Raw genomic sequence first — 14,964 nt, forward strand, 5'->3', positions numbered from 1 at the left:
AAAGCCCCTCCCAAGGCCCCAGTCTTTACGATCAGCCGCGCTGGTAAAGCGCGAAGGCGCCCTCGCCGCTTGCATCGTCATGTATGATCGCCATCAGCCCGCGCACGACAGCGCTCGGATTGGCATGCTGATAGATGTTGCGTCCATAGACCATGCCCATGGCGCCCTGCCGCATCAAGGCCGCCGATTTGTCAAAGACGGCGCGAAGGTCTTCCTTGCCACCGCCGCGAACCAGGACCGGGCAGCGGGCCGCCTCGACAACCCGATGAAAATCCTCCGCATTCGTCGTCGGGTCGGCCTTGACGATATCCGCTCCCATCTCACGGGCAAGCCGCGTCAGAGTCACGATCTTGTCCGCGTCGCCATCGACCATGTAGCCGCCGGCCTGGTCGACCGGCTGCATCACAAGAGGCTCGATCATCAGCGGCAGGCCATATTTGTCGCAGTCCGCGCGCACGCGGGCAATATTCTGCACGCATTGGCGAAACAGATCTGGCTCGTCGGGCAGCATGAAGAGATTGACGACGACGCAGGCCGCATCCATCTCGATTGCACCGATCAGTGGCTCGGCCTCATTCTGGAGCACGGCCCACATATCCCTGTGACGCGTCCGGTTGTAAGGATTTCCCATGTCGATGCGCATGACGAGCGCCGGCTTATCCTTGGCAGCAACATTCTGCAGCAGATCTGCCTGCCCGTAATTCATCTGGATTGCATCGGGTGCCGCCTTCACCAGTGTCTCCACGACGGCCGGCATATCTTCGAGGCCGTTGAGGAAGGAAGGCTCGTTGCAGACGCCGTGATCGATGGCCACATCCAGGCAGCGGCCGCCATTGAACAGCCGGTTCATCCGGACTTTGCTGTTGCTTCGCATTCTATGTTCCTTTGTTCGTTCCGTTCGGAAAGGGTGCTCTCGGTGACGCCATGGCGTTCACGCAAGAGGGTGAGAAAGCGGTCACGCTCGGCGTTGTGCTGTGCCGGTGTCCACGCCTTTTCCGCCGCGAGAAGATCGAGCACCGCGTCCATCATCTGCTGTGAAAGATTGCCCGATATGGCAAGCGTGGTGCGCCTCAGCAGCAGATCGTCGAGATGCTCCACTGCTTCGTTGCGGATGAGAAAAAGCAGCTCGCGCTCCGTGTAGTCCGGGTGCGGCATGGGCCTGTCGGCTGCTATCGCAATGAACCCGGCGACCGCTTCGGCCTGCGTGCCGTAGCGGCCGAAGAGCACCGCCATGCGGCTGCCCGCAATTCCCTTTTCCGTCGCCACCTGAGCGATCCATGCGGCGCGGTCGAGCGGAAATCGCCGACCTCCGCCGATCGCCCGATCCGCTGTCGAGATGCGGCGTTCTTTGCCAAGCCGCTCGAGGGCGAGATCGGCCGCAAGTTCGCCGAAGGAGCGAAAGGTCGTCCATTTGCCACCGATCATGCACACCACCGACGGACCGCCATCGGCGGCATCGATGACCGTGCAGAAATGATCGCGCGGGATGCGGCCGGTGAAGCTGTCGGTGCTCGCCGGTAGCGGACGCACGCCCGAGAACTGAAAGCCGACCTCTTCGGGCCGGATTTTGATATCGGGAAGAACGAAGGACAGGGATTGCAAGATGTAATCCCGCTCGTCTGCCTCGCAGCGCACGCTGTCGGGATCGTCGATGCGGATATCGGTCGACCCGACCAGGACCTTACCCAGGTAAGGAAACAGGATGCATATCCGGCCATCTTCGTTCTCGTAGTAGATCATGTGACCGGCGAGCGCCTCGTAAAGCGCCGCATTGTCGATGATGAGATGAGATCCCTTGGTTCCGCCCATCAGAGGGATTGTCCGTATTTCGGGTTTAAGGAGCGTGCCGTTGGTAATGTCTATCCATCCGCCAGTTGCATTGATGATGAGTGACGGCTCGATCGTCGCCGAAGAGCCGGTGATGGTGTCATGCACGAGATATCGGCCCCCGCCCGACACACGAATCTCGGCGTAGTTCAGCGCCAGCGCCCTCGATCCGCTAGACAGCCCGTCGTCCAGCAATTCGATGCCGAGGCGCTCCGGGTGACTGACCCAGGCGTCGTAATAGGTGGCGGAACTCTTGATGTCGGCGTTGAGCGCCGGCCACTTGGCGAGCGTGCTGCGCCGACCGCGAAACTGATGGCGCGGCATCATCGCCCGCTTGCGCGTCAGGAAATCGTAGATGCTGAGGCCCGCCTTGATGGCGATGGCACCGCGGCGGCTGGGCCGGCGGGACAGCCCAAGGAAGCGGACCAGTCCATTGGCAAGCCCGGAGAAGATATCGAAGACCGGCACCGTCGTCGGCAGCGGTGCGACATAGTGCGGGGCGTTGCGCAGCAGGCGATCACGCTCGATGAGCGATTCCTGTACCAGCTTGAACTCGCCATTCTCCAGATAGCGAAGGCCGCCATGCACCATGCGCGACAGTGCCGCACTCGCTCCGGAGCAATAGTCGTGCTTCTCGATCAGAAGCACGTTCAGCCCCTGCAGCGCCAGCTCCCGAAAGACGCTGATGCCGTTGATGCCGCCTCCGATGACACACACGTCCACCTTCGGGCTTCGGCGAAGCCCGTCCAACGTCTCTTCACGATTCATGATGGCGATCCGTTACCTGTCCATATCAGTCAGATTTGTTGAAATGGCCGCACCGATGGCTGATTGATCGTCTGCATCCAGCCGAATGGTTCCGGCTCGCGCATTGTCGAGCGCCTGCGCGGGATTGCGCGCGCCGCAAAGGGCAAAGGTGACGCCAGGCTGGGCAAGCGTCCAGGCGATGACGGTCTGGGCGATGCTGGCCCCATGTTTGTTGGCAACGGGCCGGATGACCGCCGCGAAGGCCAATACCCTTTCTCGGTTGGAAACGGAGAAACGCGGATTGTCGCGCCGTTGATCGTCGCCTGAAAACACCCGGTTGGGTCCGACAGTGCCGGACAGGAGGCCAAGCGCCAGCGAGGAATAGCTCAGCGTCGCAATGCCGTTCGCCTGCGTTAGCGGCAGCAGATCGCCCTCGATCTCCCGGTCGATCATGCTAAAGCGTTCCTGGATGGCATCGAGACCGCCGGTTGCAATATAGGCTGCGAGCTCGACGGCGCTGACATTGCTGGCACCGATCGCCCGGATCTTCCCCGAAGTCTTCAGGTCTTCCAGCGCCCGCATCGTCTCCTCGATCGGCGTCGTCGGGTCCTGCCAATGGGTGATATAGAGGTCGATGTAATCGGTGCCGAGACGCCGCAAGCTTTGCTCAACTTCGTGGAAGATCGCATCGCGGCCAAGGTAGCGGTGAACCGGCCTGCCATCCTGATCGAAGAAATGCCGGCCCTTCTCAGTATGCCACACGAGACCGCATTTGGTTGTTACGACAGCCCTGTCGCGACGGCCGGCAAGCGCTTTGCCAACGATTTCCTCGGATCGGCCGAGCCCATAGGCCGGCGCGGTATCGATCAGCGTGACACCGGCATCCAATGACGCCTGGATTGCGGCGATCGATTCCGCCTCGTCCGTGCCCCCCCACATCCAGCCGCCGATTGCCCATGTTCCGAGGCCGACCGCCGAAGCACGAACGTCTGAGCCGCCTATCTTGCGTATCAATTGTTGCCCGCTCATGCGCGTTGTCCTTCTCCGTTTGCAAGAGCGAGAACACGCGCGCCGGTCGCCTCGTCCGTGACCAGCGTATCGAGATGATGACCGCGCATGACGCTGAGGATCGGGCCCGCCTTGTTCGGACCGCTTGCCACACCGATCTTCGTCGGGATCGAGGCAAACTCCCGAAGGGTCAGCGAGACCAATGATCGATTGAGGCTGTAGTCACAGACGCGGCCCTCATCATCGAGCAGATGGGCCAGCAATTCGCACGAGGCGCCAGAGCGCTCGATGGCTGCGCGGTCGGTACTCGATGAGGGATGCAGATCATAGTAGCTGGAGTCGTCGGAGAGAATTGAGCCGATGCCGACGATTGCGACCTTCGCGTCTCGCGCCTGCCTGAAGACATCGGCAACGGAGCGCATGTTGATCAGCATGTCGCGCTCCGCGGCGCTATCGGCAAACAGAGGCGCATGGATCTGGAACGAGTGGCCGCCGAGCCGATCAGCCATCATCGTCGAGACGTGGTTCACATCGGTATAGTGCTTGCCCTGAACACAGCCGGTTGCCGGGATGACGGCGACATCGAAGCGGCGCGACGTCTGAAGGCCGGCCACGACCGCGCTGACACCCTTGCCGCCGGTGATGCAGATGGTGTCGCCATCCACAATCTGCTCGAGAAGCAGACGGGCCGCTGCTTCGCCAACCGTCTGCAGCGCGGTTTGCGGATTATCGGATACCGTCGGCACGACGATGGCGCGGCTGATGCCGCCAAGGGCCAGAAGCTGCTCCTCCATGTCGACCAGTGGCTCGACGGGAGATTTGATCTTGATCTCGACGAGACCGAGTTGGCGACCACGCTTGATCAGCCGGTTGACCGTGGCATGCGAGAGGCCGAGCTGATCGGCGATCTGCGCCTGGGTCAGGCCTTCGAGGAAGTGGAGAACGAGAGCCTGGTGCATCTGGCGCGCGATGACGATTTCTTCGCGAGGCACGGAGGGGGATTTCGGCTTTGCAATCGGCATGTCAGGCAGCCTTCCGCTTGTGAAGGAAATGGTCGATGGAAACGGCAGTCAGAAGAATGCAGCCCTTGATCATGTCCTGCCAATAGACCGATACATTGAGCAGGATCAGCGAACTTGAGACCACCGACAGAAGTGCGATGCCGAGGATGGCGCCGAGGATCGTGCCGGAACCGCCACTCAGGGACGCGCCGCCGATAACGGCCGCTGCGATGATGTTGAGCTCCATTCCGACGCCGAAGGTCGGGGTAGCAGCGCCGAACCGCGACATGTAGATGACGCCGGCAACGCCCGACAGCGTAGCGCAGAGGACGGTGACCCAGAACTTCACCTGGTTGGTCTTGATCCCGGAATAGAGCGCCGCCTTCTCGTTGCTGCCGGTATAAAAGACCTTGCGGAAGGCCGTTGCCCGGCGCAGCAGGAAATCGAAGATGGCGACCACGGCGACAAAGATCAGGATCACGTAGGGTATCCCGTAGAACGTGCCCTGCCCGACAGCCTTGAACGAGGCCGGCAGCGTGAACAGCGAGAGCGGTGTTCCCTTGGTGATAATGAGGCAGATACCCCGCACGATCACCATCGCGGCCAGCGACGTTATGAAGTGATTGAGGCCGATGACGGTGACGAAGAAGCCCATGGCACAGCCGATCAGACCGCTGGCGAGAATGCCGATCAGCGATGCGCTCCAGGGGTCCACGCCCATCAGGAACAGCGATCCCGACAGGACCATCGAGAAGCAGACGACCGACCCCACAGAGAGGTCGATGCCGCCGACGATCAGAAGGATCGTCATGCCGACGACGACGATGCCCTCCACCGAGAATGACATCAGCATCGCCCTGAAATTGCCGAGCGTCAGAAAGTGCGGGGAGGCGAAGCTCATGAGGATGCAGAGGGCGAGAATGATGGCGATGAGCCCCGCTTCCCGCATCGTGCCAAGCTTCCGCCAGGAAGAAGCGCTCTCCCTCGTCACCGTCAATGCGTGATCTGTCATTGGCTTATCCCCCGCCTCTGCTTTTTCCTCAGACGGCATGCTCTGATGCCTTCGATGTGATGTGTTGCCCTGCACCGACGCCGGATGCGAGCCGCATGATGGCTTCTTCCGTCATCGCCGTGCCTTCGACTTCGCCCGCGACGGTGCCTTCGCGGATGACGATCGCCCGGTCGCAGAGGCCGAGAAGCTCCTGCAATTCCGAAGTGATGACGACGATGCCGATCCCGGAGCGCGCGAGGTCGCGCAGCAAGCGATGAATCTCGGACTTCGCGCCGACATCGATGCCGCGCGTCGGCTCGTCGAGAAGAATGACTTTCGGATCGACCGCCAGTTGTTTGGCGATGGCGACCTTCTGCTGATTGCCGCCTGAAAGCGATGAGACGGGCATGTCGATGCCACCCATGCGAACGCCGAGGCGGCGGGCCAGCTCCCCCGCCCGTTCGGCTTCCGCCTCTGCATTCAGGAGCCCGAACCGTCCGGTCAGCGACTTCAGATCGAGAGCGGCGATGTTCTGCGCGATCGATAGGTCAAGAAAGACGCCAGAACCCTTGCGATCCTCGGAAAGATAAACAATGCCTGCCCGCACTGCATCCGAATAGGACGTTAGCCGGAGCGGCTTATCCTGCAATCGAGCCTGACCTGAGGTCGTCTGGCGCAGCCCGCAGATGCCTTCGGCTATTTCGGTTCGTCCGGAGCCGATCAGACCGCCGATCCCGAGAATTTCGCCTTTGCGCAGCTCGAAGCTGACATCGTGGAAGCGCTTGCCGTCGCCAAGATTGCGAACGGAAAGAATGGCCTCGCCGATGTGTTCGCTGTCGCTCTGCTTCTCCGGATAAAGCTGGGTGATCTCGCGTCCGACCATGCGGCGTACCACATCTTCGGCAGTGATGTCCGACACCTGTTCCGTCGAAACATAGCGTCCGTCACGAAAGACGGTGACGCGGTCGCAGAGGCTGAAAATCTCGGCCATGCGGTGAGAGATGTAGACGATCGATATGCCCTGGGCCTTCAGATCGTTGATGATGCCGAAGAGCACCTGCGCTTCCGCGACCGTCAGCGCCGCCGTCGGCTCGTCGAAGATGAGTACCCGGCAGTCGAGCGTCAGCGCCTTGGCAATCTCGACCAACTGCTGGCTTGAGATCGGCAGCTCACTGACCTTCTGGCGAACATCGATGGGGGCAAGACGGTTCATGACAGCCTGTGCCTCCCGCTCCAGCCGGGCAAAATTCATGAAAGGCGAGCGGCGACGGTTGGTTGCCGCCATGAACATGTTCTCGGCTACGGTGGCGTCCGGGCAGAGCGCGATTTCCTGGTGGACGAGACCTATTCCCAGAGATTGGGCGGCGGCTGGAGACGCGATCTTCACGGGCGCGCCATCGAGGAGAATTTCTCCTTCGTTCGGCTGCAGCACGCCGGCGATAATGTTCATGAGCGTCGACTTGCCCGCGCCGTTCTCGCCACAGAGCGCATGCACCTCGCCCCTTTCCAGGGCGAATGTGACATCCGTCAGCGCCTTGATGGCGCCGAAGCGTTTGCTGACATTGCGTATCTCCAAGACCGGCGCTGGCGTCATGACATTCTCTCCCCTCCCTGCCCAGTATGGGCTGTCCGGGATTTCCTCATCCCGGACAGCCGCCTTGCAAGGCTTATTCCTCGATGCCCTTCGTGCCACGACGCTTCAGGTACTTGTCCCAATAGAAATCGTCGGCATTGGCGGCAGTCACGATCGACAGGCCGTTATCGACAAAGGGAATGCTCATCGGGTTGAAGCCGGAGCGCTTGGCGTCGTTCATCGGGTCGATCAATTCCGGATGCTTGGCAAACCAGAGCATCATGAAGCCCATGTAGCCCTGCATGCCCTGGTTCGGGTTGATCGAGCCGAATACTTCGCCGGCCTTGATCATGTCGAGAATATTGGCGTTGACATCAGCGCACATCACAAGGATCTTGCCGCCGCTTTCCTTGTTGGCCTGGGCTGCGCCGATTGCCGAGTTCGCCTCGGGCATGAAGACGGCATTGAGGTTCGGATGCGCCTGCACCAGGCTCATGAGACCCTGATAGGCCTTGTTGGGATCCTGGTTGGATGCGGCCCGTCCGACGAGCTTCATGTCAGGATATTTTGTTTCCATGCGGGCGATGAAAGCCGCAATGCGCTTGTCGTGATTATCCTGCCCAGGATTTTCCAGAACCGCGTACTCACCTTTGCCGCCAAGCTTCGCGGCGATCGCGTCGGCAGCGTAGGTGCCCTCACGCGTATTGTCCGAGGTGATGAACGAGATGCGCTTGGAAAGCGGCGAGTCCGCGGCGAAGGTGACGACCGCCGTACCCTGATCGATCGCGCGGTTGATCGGCTCGATAAAGGGGTCGGAGTTCATCGGATGGACGAGAATGCCGGCCGGGTTCTGGGCAAGTGCCTGGTCGAACGTGGCGATCTGCTTGTTGACGTCGTATTCCGGCGTTCCGGTATAGGCGGTCTCGCAGCCGAGCTGACGGCCGGCCTGCTTGAACATCTCATAGACCGGGAACCAGTATTCGACACCGGACACCATGACGTTCATGACGTATTTTTCGCCGGGCTTGCAGCGAAACGGATTTTCCGTCTCGGCTGCGGACGCCGTCGAGACGAATGCCGCTGCGGCCAGAATAGCCATCGCGGTCGTGCTTAGAAATTTGCGCAAGATTCCTCCCCCGAGGCCGAAGCCCCTCCCAAAAAGCCGATGGCGCATATTGCGCCCTGTTCGTGAAGCCGGGTCTCCTCCTCGAGCCCGGTGATGACAGCTAGCCTCTATGGAGTCGCAATGTCAATATAATTCATAATGAGAAATATATTTCATGCTCGATGCTCATTCAGCGTTAAGACAGGCGCTATTCGAAATCGTTCGCCTAGCTCGAAGAGGACGTGCGAATAGCCCCGAGATTTGTAGACGCTTTTGTCATCATCCGCGAAAAGAGCGGCTTTGAGACATCATTTTCAGAGCCCAAAGGAAAGAAGCCCGCTCCCACGGGCCTCATTCCCGACGCCGCAACTGGGGCAGCCCCGCCGTGCTAGCATCCAGATCCGAGGCAATTGCAACCGTCAGCGCGTTATGTCTGCCGGCGACGTATCCTTTTGCTGGCTTCATCCGTCTTAGCTGTTCATGGGCGGTCGTAATCACCATCGTCCTTCTAAACGGATTGGAGCGTGACAATGGATAGCAAGCAGAGCTTAGCGAACAAGATACACTTCGAAACGCTCGCGGAGGCCTGGCGCAGCGGTCGGGAATTGCCGCCTGAGGTCTCCGAGTGGTCCGCTTTGACGGCAGAACCGGGCGGCGTTGACTACGTCGAGACAAACCTTGGCGACAAGACCGCACTGTGGGTTCAGCCAAAACTGGCGGCAAAGGACCGGGTCATGCTTTACCTCCACGGCGGTGGCTATGTTGGCGGGTCGATCTGGACCCATCGCAAGATGGTTGGACACATCGCCAAGGCGATTGGCTGTTACGCTTTGCTCGCCACGTACGACTACTCGTTTCAGAGCAAATTCCCGCGCCAAATCCAGCAGGCCGTGACCGCGTTCGAGTGGCTGGCCGAACAGGGTTTTGCGCCTAATCACACTATTGGTGCGGGCGATTCCGCTGGCGCGGGCCTGATCATTGCAGCCGCTATGAACCTCCGTGATGCGGGACGTCCGCTGCCGGCCGCGCTCCTCAGTATCTCTGGCTGGCATGATCTGTCGGCAAGCGGGCTCACTTACGAAGCTAACCGCGAGAAAGACGCCTTCTTCCAGAAGGCGAGCGTGGATATGCTGGCATCACAAGTACTTGGAGGCGCCGATGCCCGACACCCATTCGCCAGCCCAATCTTTGCCGATCTCAAGGGCCTGCCGCCGATCTATCTGCAAGCGGGCGAAGATGAAACCCTGCTCGACGACAGCCGAGCACTCGCCGACCGGGCGAAGGCGGCCGGCGTCGAGGTGTGCTTAGAGGTATTTCCAGGGATGCTGCACTCCTTCCAGATGATGGCCGGCCGCGCGCCCGAAGCCGACGACGCGATAAGGCAGTTTGCACAGTGGGTTCGTCCCAAGCTCAATCTGGTCGGCGTCGCTTCCAAAATGGCGTGATGCTTCGTCAACGACCCTAAAATGTGTAAGGTGAAGGATATGCATGAGCGACCGAGTGGCCTATTCGACGCGCAGTACCGAGCTTTCCTCGTGACGGTGTCAGACCTCCGCGCTCAATTGCATCGCTACTGCGCCCGCATGACTGGCTCACGGCTTGATGGTGAGGATCTCATGCAGGAGACACTGTTTGAGGCCTACACGAAAATCCAGAGCCTCCATGATATCAGCAGGCTAAAACCCTGGTTGTTTCGTATCGCTCACAATCGCTGCATTGATTTTCTGAGGCAGCGGGGTGCGCGCGAGCGTGCGGAGAGTGCTTATTCCGACGACGTCGCCGTCGTCGCTGCAGAGCCGGCGACGACCGATGCACATCGCGCGATCGAACGCCTGGTTGGCCACCTGCCGCCCAAGGAGCGTGCCTGCATCCTCCTGAAGGATGTATTCGACTATTCGCTGGAAGAAACCGCGGAACTGGTGGGTTCGACGATTGGCGGCGTCAAATCCGCGCTCTCCCGTGGAAGAGCCAAGCTCGCCGACTTGCCCGCTGAACCTGCTCGCGAACCGAGCCGTCCGCTTGATCCCGACACTGCGAGGCTCTTGCAGCGCTATGTTGATCTCTTCAACCACCATGACTGGGATGGCGTACGAGGCCTCACCAGCGCCGATGCTCGGCTGCGCGTCGCCGACTGTTTCGACGGCCAGCTCAAAAGCTCTCCCTACTTCCTCGAATACGAGCGCAACCCGGAGAGGTGGACCATGGAATTCGGGACGATCGGCGGGGAGCTTGTCATGCTCGTGCTCTTCCAGCGAGACGACCGATGGCAGGTCGCGTGGCCAATTCGCGTTCATGTCGCCGGCCGCGTCATTGATCGCATCGAAGACTATTATGCCTGCCCGTGGGTTATTGGAAACGCCTCAGAATCCGACTTGAGATTCATGACTGGGCCAGTCAACTCGCAGGGAGCATGACAGAGAAGGCCTGGAGGAATGTCTCGGGAAGGCACGCCAGGCTCAAAGTCGCAGCCCGCTGCTCTTGGAGAAGATCGACGCATTGCCGACGTTGAAGCTGAGTCCGACGTCCTTGCTCACTGATCGAGCGCTCTCGATGCTGAGGCGGACACTGAAACGCTTATCGAGGCAATCGAACCAGCCCAAGGCGTCTGCACCCAGCAGTTCCGTGAAGGCAAGCCTGGCGGCTATGGAGTTGGGAGCTCCGATCGAGACGACCGAAACGTCTTCGCAGCGAATACCGAGAACAACCTCGCCTTCCTGCCGTGGCCTCTCAAAATTGTAGGCGGACACATCGATCGAGGTATCGCCGCTCACGAAGCGCCCGTTCTCTTCAAGCCTGCCCTCCAGGAAGTTCATGGCTGGTGACCCGACGAAGCCGGCCACGAACAGGCTTGCTGGCTTTTCATAGACGAGTTGCGGATGAGCGAATTGCTCTACCTTGCCCTTGTGCATGACCGCCACGCGATCGGCCATGGTCATCGCCTCGATCTGGTCGTGGGTGACATAGATCATCGTGGATTGGAGCGTCTCGTGAAGCTGCTTGAGCTCGACCCGGGTTTCGGCGCGCAGCTTCGCATCGAGGTTTGATAGCGGTTCGTCGAACAGGCAGATGCTGGAAGACCGCACGAGGGCACGGCCAATCGCAACGCGCTGACGCTGCCCACCCGAAAGCTGGCTGGGTTTGCGGTCGAGCAACGCCTCGATCTGCAAGAGCTTGGCGACCCAGGCGACCTTCTCGGCGATCGTCTGCTTCGGCGTGCCGGCAATCTCCATGCCGAAGGACAGGTTGCGCCGCACGGTCATGGCTGGGAAGAGCGCGTAGGATTGGAATACCATCGCAAGCCCGCGCTGGCTCGGCTCCAGCCCGCTCACATCCTTGCCGTCGATCACGATCTCGCCGGCATCGCAATCGTCGAGGCCAGCAATGACGTTGAGCAAGGTGGACTTGCCGCAGCCCGACGAGCCGAGGATGACGATGAACTCGCCCTTTTCGATCTCCATGTCGACCGATTGCAGGATGGTGAGGGCAGCGAAGGATTTCTTGATCTGGCGAAGAGAAATACTGGACATGTTCAACCCTTTACGGCGCCGGCGGCGATGCCGCGGACGAAATAGCGGCCGGAGAGGAAATAGACGACGAGCGTCGGGATGGCGGTGATCAGCGCCGCGGCCATGTTGATGTTCGGATTGGCGGCGCCGCGGGTGTTGTTGACGATATTGGTGAGTTGCACGGTCATGGGCAGGTTGTCGTTGCCGGCGAAGATCAGGCCAAGCAGGTAGTCGTTCCATATGCCCGTGAACTGCAGGATCGCCACGACCACGAGAATGTTGGTCGAAATCGGCAGGATGATCGACCAGAAGGTCCGCAGAAAGCTTGCGCCTTCCATGCGCGCCGCGCGGCTGATCTCGTCTGGAACGCCGACATAGAAATTTCGGAACAGAAGCGTCGTATAGGGTAGTCCGTAGATGACATGTACGAACACGATGCCGAGATAGGTGCGGAAAAGCCCGACATTGCTGAGGATCTTGACCGTCGGATAGAGCATCGCCTGATATGGGATGAACAGCCCAACCGTGATCAGGAACATGGTCATGTTGGCGTGGCGCGACTTCCATTGTGCCAGAGCATAGCCGTTGAGAGCGCCCGCAAGGGTCGAAATGACGACGGCGGGCAAGGTGATCTTGATCGAATTCCAAAGACCCGGGCGAACGCCGGCGCATTCAAGACCGGTGCAGGCCGTCTTCCAGGCCGCAATCCAGGCATCGAAATTCGGATTGACGGGAAACGCAAGCAGATTGCCCTGCCGGATCTCCTCCATCGGCTTCAGCGAATTCATCACCACCACCAGCAGCGGCAGCAGGAAGAAGATCGCGGAGACGACGAGGAAGATATAGAGACCGATGCGGGCGGGGCCAAAGGGCGGTTTTTGTGCGGCGGCTATCATGTGCGCCTCCGGAATTCGCTCAGGAAATAAGGCGTCAGCAAGACGAGGGATAGCACCAGCATCATGATCGATGCAGCCGAGGCGAGGCCGAGATTGACGCGGGCAAAATAGAAGTCGACGGCGAACTTGGCGGGCATTTCCGTCGATATGCCCGGCCCTCCCTTGGTCATGGCAATGATCAGATCATAGCCACGGATGACTTCGGACATCAGCAACACGACGCAGGACGCAATCACCGGGCGCATGCCGGGAAAAATGACCTGGAGGTAGGCCCGCCAGATCGGAATGCCCTCCATGCGGATGGCTTTCCAGAGATCGCTATCGATCCCGCGCAGGCCGGCGAGCACGATCACCATGACAAGCCCCGCCGAATGCCAGATGCTGGCGATGACGAGCGTGTAGATGGCGCGATCCGGCCTTGTCAGCCAGTCGAAGACGAAGCCCTCCCAGCCAAGGCTGTGCATCAGAGCCTGCAAACCGTTGACCGGGTCGAGAAGCCATCGCCAGGAAAGTCCGGTCACGATCAGCGAAACGGCGAGCGGATAAAGGAAGATGGTGCGAAAGAGCGACTCCGCCTTGATCTGTCGATCGGCAAAGACGGCCAGCAGCATCCCGAAGGCCAGCGTACCGACAATATAGAGCACGCCGAAGATCACCATGTTCAGGCACGAAACGAGCCAGCGGTGATTTGTAAAGAGCTGCACATACTGCCCGAAGCCGACGATCTCGTAGGATGGAAGCAGCGTCGAGCGCGTCAACGACATATAGAATGTCCAGGCGATCGAGCCGTAGAAGAAAAGCGCCACGATGGCGAAGAAGATCACCACCGTGATATCCGGCCGGAAGGCTTGCCGGTTAAGCCATGTCGTCATTGCAAGTCCCTTATGGTCGCAGCCTGCGGCAACCGCAGTTCCCGTGACGCGCCGTGCGTGAAAATTCATCCTGCCGCTCCTCCGATGAAACGGGTGCCGGGGAAGAAGGTCGCCCTCCCTCCCCGGCGTCCGGGGTTCACTTGCTCATCAGGATGGTGGTCAAGTTTTCCACCGCAGCATCGCTTGTCATGGACGGATCGGTCCAGAACTGCGTCGCAAGGTCGGTCATCTGGCCGTTCAGATCGCCGGTAAGGGCATCATAGGCTGCCGACACGGCGGTCGCCGGATTGGCCAGCAATTTGGCACCCTTTACGGCGCAGGCATCGAGCTTGCTGGTGTCGACATCGGACCGCGATGGTACGGAGCCCTTGACGGCGGCAATCTTCGCTTCGACCCCAGGGTCCATGACGGTCTCCGCAAGCATCGTCTGCCCCTTGATGCGGTCTTCATCCTTATTGGCGGGGAAGGCGAAGATATCGACGATCACGGCGTAAGCGGGCTTGTCGCTAGGTGCCAGGAAGCAACCGAAATCCTTTTCCGCCACCTGGCCTGCGGCGAGAAATTCGCCCCTTGCCCAGTCGCCCATGAACTGCATCCCCGCCTTGCCGGTGATGACCATGTTGGTGGTATCGTTCCACGACCGGCCGGGACTTGCCGGATCAGCGTAGGTCGACACCTTCCGGAACAGATCGAAGGCTTTTGGCAGGATCGGCGATTTCATCGCTTCGGGATCGCGCTTGATGAAGAGCTGGTTCCAGTACTCGGGACCGCCGAGCGAGATGATCATATCGGTGAGAATGGAGACTTCCTGCCACGGCTCGCCGCCAACGGCAAAGCCCGTGTAGCCGGCCGCCTTGAGCTTGTCGGCGGCGACAAACATCTCGTCGAGGTTCTTCGGTTCCTCGATGCCTAGCTTGGCAAAGAGCGGCTTGGAGTACCAGATCCAGTTGTCGGCGTGGATGCCGACAGGCAGCGCGACAAGGTGACCATCCACGCTGAGCTTGTCCCATACGAGCGGCGGCATCACTTTTTGCCACCCGCCGGCAGCGGCAAGATCGTCGAAATTCCGCAGCTGACCGGCCTTTGCAAGATCGCGCATGGCCGCGCTCGGTGTCATCAGCACCGCCGAAGGAGGCTCGCCGCCGGCAATACGGCTAGTCGCTGCCGCAACGGCGGAATCGAAGTCCGCCGCCGGGCTGTCGATCCACTTACCGCCGCGCGCCTTGTAGGCATCGGCAATCGCGTTCATCGCCTTGGATTCGCTGGCGCTGGTCCAGTACTGCAGCACGTCCACCGTCTGTGCGAAAGCTGACGTCGAAGCCGCCAGCATGCCGAGCAACACGGCGGCCGAGGAGAAATGTCTGATGTTCATATCACTACCCTAGCTCTGGAGTTCTTATTGTTGATTGGTTGGGAGGCGCCGGGAGGCCGGCGCCTC

Annotated in this window: 13 protein-coding genes; 2 read left to right on the forward strand and 11 right to left on the reverse strand. The window is 60.3% G+C overall.

The annotated features are described in order from the left end of the window. Positions 1 to 31 precede the first annotated feature (31 nt). The 7 genes from ACIQWP_RS27585 to ACIQWP_RS27615 form a co-directional block, all read right to left on the reverse strand. The gene (locus tag ACIQWP_RS27585; RefSeq protein ID WP_402794429.1) at positions 32 to 874 is read right to left on the reverse strand and encodes a class I fructose-bisphosphate aldolase; all 843 of its coding nucleotides are present in this window, start codon (positions 872 to 874) and stop codon (positions 32 to 34) included. Further along, complete coding sequence (locus ACIQWP_RS27590; RefSeq protein ID WP_402794432.1) at positions 847 to 2,595, reverse strand: FAD-dependent oxidoreductase; 1,749 nt, start codon at positions 2,593 to 2,595, stop codon at positions 847 to 849. Before ACIQWP_RS27590 ends, ACIQWP_RS27585 begins: the two co-directional genes overlap by 28 nt. A 12-nt stretch (positions 2,596 to 2,607) precedes the next feature. After that, complete coding sequence (locus ACIQWP_RS27595; protein ID WP_402794435.1) at positions 2,608 to 3,603, reverse strand: aldo/keto reductase; 996 nt, start codon at positions 3,601 to 3,603, stop codon at positions 2,608 to 2,610. Beyond that, positions 3,600 to 4,604 carry a sugar-binding transcriptional regulator gene (locus ACIQWP_RS27600; protein WP_402794437.1) on the reverse strand — a complete coding sequence of 335 codons (1,005 nt, stop codon included), beginning with the start codon at positions 4,602 to 4,604 and terminating at the stop codon, positions 3,600 to 3,602. The genes ACIQWP_RS27595 and ACIQWP_RS27600 overlap by 4 nt, the downstream gene beginning before the upstream one ends. A 1-nt stretch (position 4,605) precedes the next feature. Beyond that, positions 4,606 to 5,595, reverse strand: coding sequence for an ABC transporter permease (locus ACIQWP_RS27605; RefSeq protein WP_402794439.1), 990 nt, complete (start codon positions 5,593 to 5,595; stop codon positions 4,606 to 4,608). A 28-nt stretch (positions 5,596 to 5,623) separates the two neighbouring features. Then, positions 5,624 to 7,168: a sugar ABC transporter ATP-binding protein gene (locus ACIQWP_RS27610; RefSeq protein WP_402794441.1), complete on the reverse strand. Its 1,545-nt coding sequence runs from the start codon at positions 7,166 to 7,168 to the stop codon at positions 5,624 to 5,626. A gap of 73 nt (positions 7,169 to 7,241) precedes the next feature. Then, positions 7,242 to 8,273 (reverse strand): substrate-binding domain-containing protein, encoded by a 1,032-nt coding sequence (locus ACIQWP_RS27615; RefSeq protein WP_402794444.1) that lies wholly within the window; start codon positions 8,271 to 8,273, stop codon positions 7,242 to 7,244. A 509-nt stretch (positions 8,274 to 8,782) separates the two neighbouring features. Between ACIQWP_RS27615 and ACIQWP_RS27620 the strand changes: the two genes are divergently transcribed. Together ACIQWP_RS27620 and ACIQWP_RS27625 are read left to right on the forward strand one after the other, a co-directional pair. After that, entirely contained in the window at positions 8,783 to 9,697 is a 915-nt protein-coding gene (locus ACIQWP_RS27620) for an alpha/beta hydrolase fold domain-containing protein (RefSeq protein WP_402794446.1), read from the forward strand. A gap of 39 nt (positions 9,698 to 9,736) precedes the next feature. Further along, on the forward strand, positions 9,737 to 10,666 hold the full coding sequence (locus tag ACIQWP_RS27625) for a sigma-70 family RNA polymerase sigma factor (protein WP_402794542.1): 930 nt from the start codon (positions 9,737 to 9,739) through the stop codon (positions 10,664 to 10,666). Between the two features lie 42 nt (positions 10,667 to 10,708). Here ACIQWP_RS27625 and ACIQWP_RS27630 read toward each other — a convergent pair whose 3' ends face one another. The 4 genes from ACIQWP_RS27630 to ACIQWP_RS27645 form a co-directional block, all read right to left on the reverse strand. Then, positions 10,709 to 11,779: an ABC transporter ATP-binding protein gene (locus ACIQWP_RS27630; protein WP_402794449.1), complete on the reverse strand. Its 1,071-nt coding sequence runs from the start codon at positions 11,777 to 11,779 to the stop codon at positions 10,709 to 10,711. 2 nt (positions 11,780 to 11,781) lie between these two features. After that, the gene (locus tag ACIQWP_RS27635; RefSeq protein ID WP_402794452.1) at positions 11,782 to 12,654 is read right to left on the reverse strand and encodes a carbohydrate ABC transporter permease; all 873 of its coding nucleotides are present in this window, start codon (positions 12,652 to 12,654) and stop codon (positions 11,782 to 11,784) included. Beyond that, a complete protein-coding gene (locus ACIQWP_RS27640; RefSeq protein WP_402794455.1) occupies positions 12,651 to 13,595 on the reverse strand; it encodes a carbohydrate ABC transporter permease in 945 nt (314 codons plus the stop codon). Before ACIQWP_RS27640 ends, ACIQWP_RS27635 begins: the two co-directional genes overlap by 4 nt. A 67-nt stretch (positions 13,596 to 13,662) precedes the next feature. Further along, positions 13,663 to 14,898: an ABC transporter substrate-binding protein gene (locus ACIQWP_RS27645; protein ID WP_402794458.1), complete on the reverse strand. Its 1,236-nt coding sequence runs from the start codon at positions 14,896 to 14,898 to the stop codon at positions 13,663 to 13,665. Positions 14,899 to 14,964 lie beyond the last annotated feature (66 nt).

Source organism: Rhizobium sp. NPDC090279 (assembly GCF_044769665.1).
Lineage (GTDB): Bacteria > Pseudomonadota > Alphaproteobacteria > Rhizobiales > Rhizobiaceae > Rhizobium.